Source organism: uncultured Pseudoxanthomonas sp. (assembly GCF_947498795.1).
GTDB lineage: Bacteria > Pseudomonadota > Gammaproteobacteria > Xanthomonadales > Xanthomonadaceae > Pseudoxanthomonas_A.
Map to the genome: position 1 here is coordinate 1 of NZ_CANMLQ010000022.1, position 3,512 is coordinate 3,512.

Consider the following 3,512-nt stretch of genomic DNA (forward strand, 5'->3'; position numbering starts at 1 on the left):
CACGGAGCTTAAGGAGTAACGATCTTGCAAACGGAAATAAAAGCCAATATAATCAATAGCTTACTTCGCATAACATTCCTTATGTCATGCGAGTCCTACGCCCATCTAGCATGCGGGCGACCCTAGAATAATAGGTCGCCTGCTCGCGGAGTCGCGTTATCGAACCTCCGGCGGTGCTATCTCGTTAGGTTGCTGCGCAGGATCTTCTTGTTTGTCGACCAGCCAGATTGCCTTTGCGGATGAGCGGAACGATGCCGACAGATCGTTGAGAATTTCCGCCGAGCGACTGAGGTCGGCTGGACTAACGCTTTCATCCATTGTGAAGACCGCATTGCCGTCCGAGAAGCTAACAAGAAGTTCCCTTCCTTCGGCCTTCCATGAGGCCTCTTTAGCCGCGGAAGCCCACACCAAGGCGCTGGCAATCTGATCGTTGGCTTGAATCGTCTGGCCTGATGGGAACTGAGTGATAGTGCTAAGCGCTGCGGCGGCATTGTCGGAAACCAGTTGAGGGGTATGTCCGTCTAGCCCCGATACCCTAGCTGAGGTGATGACTTCCGCCTGGGCGACGCTCACCTCAGATGCGACGCTCACAATCTCCTTAAGTTCGCAGTCTTTCTCCAAGCGTCCGTGTCGTGCGCATAGTCGTAGCAAATTTGTTCGCATACCCAGAAGTTGCGCGTCGATGCTTTTGAAGCGTTCGCGCTGCTCGGTTTGAATATCACCCAGAGTTTTCTGTTGGGCAGTCTCGATGCCTTCGAGCTTCTTCTCGAGATCAGGCATACGGTAGACAACGACGTAGCCAAGCCAGCAGATGCCGCCAGCTAGAACGATGATCGTAGCCGGCGCCAACCATTCCTTGAGCTTAAGCATTCCGCCTCCTGCACCAGAGTTATAGCGGTAGATAGTATCGGGCCTCCACCGCCTCAGGGCTCTGGTGGGGCCCGTCTCGAATCAAGCCGAGTCGACTTTTCTTATCTATCCCCTGCCCTTGGAAGTCCTGTACTGAAATAGGTAGTGACCCACGCCCGACTCCAGGGGAGAGGTTTCGACCTCGTGCGATCAGGCATGCACTGCAGCTTACCTCAGCCTTTCACTCAATGATCTTCATCGGCGGTGTGGGCCGATGGCGTTACAGAGCGCCCTTACCGAGAGGCTTGGCTCAGGGGGTGCCGGAACCGCTCCGTATTTTCGTCTTCTTCCGCTCAACCTTCGCCCCTGCGGAGTTCTGCGTTCGCAAAGCCGCCTCTAACGCAATTGGCAGGTTTCGAAGGCTCTCCAGCTGAGCTTCCAAACCATCGGCTCGTGCCCGTTGGCCGGCCAATTCCTGCTGAATGTCGGCAGTGGCCACGCGGGCCGTTTCGAGTTGATCGCGGTGTCGACGTTCTACCGATGCCCGCTCTTTGGCTAGCGTAGAGAGCTTCGATGAAAGCTCTTTAGCTTCTTGGCGCGCACGATCGACCTCGGCATGTGCCCGGTCCTCTGTCGCGCGAAGGTGCTGAGTGAGGCTTTCACGCTCTGCACGGGCCGAATCTTCAGCTCGCTGCAGATGGCCCTGCAACGCCTCACGCGCAACCTCTAGCTCTTTGCTGCGGGCTAGTGCCACGTCCCGCTGCTGCGCCAGCTCCCGGGTCTGATGCTGCAACTGGTCAATCAGGCGTTGCTGCTCTGTCGCTTGGACCTGAGCGACTTGTAATGAGTGTCGTGCGGCATCCAGTTCGGCGCGCAGTGCGCTGGATTCAACGGCCAAGCGGGCACGCTCTTCGTTGAGGGCCTCGTGATCCTTAAGTAGGGTGCTGCGCTCAATGGCCAAGGCCTGAGTACATTCGGCGCGGGCTGCCTCCAGTGCCCGCTCCCACCACTCCCCTGCTAAAGCGGTAACTACCTCCGGCGCGTCTGGGACCGCGAGGCGAACGTGCTGCACGTGTAGACGGCGGCCGAGTCCCTGCCACCACGTTTCCAGGTGCCGCGTCACCGTGTTGGGTGAGCCGGTGCCTAAGTGGGCTCGAATGCGTTCGACGGTCGGGCGTTCGCCCGCCGCGACCAGTTCGTCGGCAGCTATGTGGACGTCGGTTTCGGTGATGCCTCGTGCCATGGGAATGTCTCCTATGTCGCCGCCCTGCCCCGTTGAACACGTACGTGCGATAAGTGATGATTATCGCTAGTAGACGCCCTATTTCATAACGTACATTACATAGTATGAAGCGAAATAGCGCATTGCTCGTCACCCTAGCGACAGCCGCAAATCTGGTCCTGCCGGAACAGCTTGCCCAGCAGGCCGCCGATGCGGTGCGCGAACTGCTCGCCGAAGCGGCCGCGGCCAATACGACCCGCAGCTACGCCACTGCCCTGCGCTACTGGGCCGGCTGGCACCAGGCCCGCTATGGCATTGAGCTGGCCTTGCCGGCGAGCGAGGCTGTGGTGATCCAGTTCTTAGTCGACCACATCCAGCGCAAGAACAAGACTGGCCTGGTCAGCGAGCTGCCGCCGGCGGTCGATAAGGCACTGGTCGCCGCCGGCCTCAAGGCTAGGGTCGGGCCGCTGAAGCTGTCGACCGTGGTCCAGCGCGTGGCTGTGCTGTCCACGGCGCACAAGCTCAAGCGCCTGACCAATCCGTGCGACCTGCCCAGCGTCCGCACCCTGCTCAGTCGGGCGCGGCGTGCGGCGGTCAAGCGTGGCGAGCGGCCGACCAAGAAGACCGCGATTACCCGTGCCGAGCTCGAGGCCATGCTGGCCACCTGCGATGACAGCCTGGAAGGCCGGCGTGACCGTGCCCTGCTCTGCTTCGGCTTCGCCAGCGGCGGGCGCCGGCGCAGCGAGATCGCCGCCGCCGATATGCGCGACCTGCGCAAGGTCGGCGAGGACGGCTACATCTATCGGTTGGAGTATTCAAAGACGCAGCAGGCCGGAGTGAAGGCGGATTCGACGCCGGACAAGCCAATCTTGGGACGCAGTGCTGAAGCGCTGTCAGCGTGGCTTGAGGCCGCTGGGATTAGTGAGGGAGCGATCTTTCGGCGAATCTGGAGGGAGAGGGTCGGCCCTGCCCTGCTCCCGGGTTCGGTGGCCGCGATCGTAAAGCGCCGCGCCCGGTTGGCTGGGCTGGAGGGGGATTTTGGGGCGCACAGTCTCAGGTCCGGATTTGTCACTGAGGCTGGCAAACAAGGCGTACCACTGCCGGCGGTGATGGCTATGACCGAGCACCGATCGGTGGCGAGCGTGATTGGGTATTTCCAGGCTGGAGCTGCTGAAGACAATCCCGCCGCCCGTCTGCTGAAATAATATGATTTCGGTTAGAAGCATTCGCAATGCCTGACATACCCGCTCACCATGAATGTTCGTGCAGACAGAAAAGCGGCCCGATCTTCCGTCTCCGCTGCAGATGTGGTGTTCGCCCTCCCTCCGCCGCGAGCAGTTCGGGGCAGCGGACGCAAAAATTTTGGTTAAGTGCAAAAAGTGGTTGATGGCCGAGCCAGGAGCCCGACCCTGCCGCCGTCTTGTTCTGTGCAATATCTGGT

4 protein-coding genes are annotated in these 3,512 nt (G+C 60.2%); 1 reads left to right on the forward strand and 3 read right to left on the reverse strand.

What is annotated here, in order from left to right:
• Positions 1 to 156: 156 nt before the first annotated feature.
• On the reverse strand, positions 157 to 870 hold the full coding sequence (locus tag Q0907_RS18895) for a hypothetical protein (protein ID WP_299347582.1): 714 nt from the start codon (positions 868 to 870) through the stop codon (positions 157 to 159).
• A gap of 289 nt (positions 871 to 1,159) precedes the next feature.
• Positions 1,160 to 2,092, reverse strand: coding sequence for a DNA-binding protein (locus Q0907_RS18900; RefSeq protein ID WP_299347584.1), 933 nt, complete (start codon positions 2,090 to 2,092; stop codon positions 1,160 to 1,162).
• A gap of 104 nt (positions 2,093 to 2,196) precedes the next feature.
• Between Q0907_RS18900 and Q0907_RS18905 the strand changes: the two genes are divergently transcribed.
• Positions 2,197 to 3,276: a site-specific integrase gene (locus tag Q0907_RS18905; RefSeq protein ID WP_185896208.1), complete on the forward strand. Its 1,080-nt coding sequence runs from the start codon at positions 2,197 to 2,199 to the stop codon at positions 3,274 to 3,276.
• 43 nt (positions 3,277 to 3,319) lie between these two features.
• Here the strand turns inward: Q0907_RS18905 and Q0907_RS18910 are convergent.
• Positions 3,320 to 3,512: hypothetical protein (locus Q0907_RS18910; RefSeq protein WP_299347585.1), on the reverse strand; the 193-nt coding region annotated here is incomplete at its 5' end.

Coding starts and splice junctions, on each gene's coding strand:
- Q0907_RS18900 (WP_299347584.1), bottom strand. CDS start 2,092: ATGGCACGAGGCATCACCGAAACCGACGTCCACATAGCTGCCGACGAA.
- Q0907_RS18895 (WP_299347582.1), bottom strand. CDS start 870: ATGCTTAAGCTCAAGGAATGGTTGGCGCCGGCTACGATCATCGTTCTA.
- Q0907_RS18905 (WP_185896208.1), top strand. CDS start 2,197: ATGAAGCGAAATAGCGCATTGCTCGTCACCCTAGCGACAGCCGCAAAT.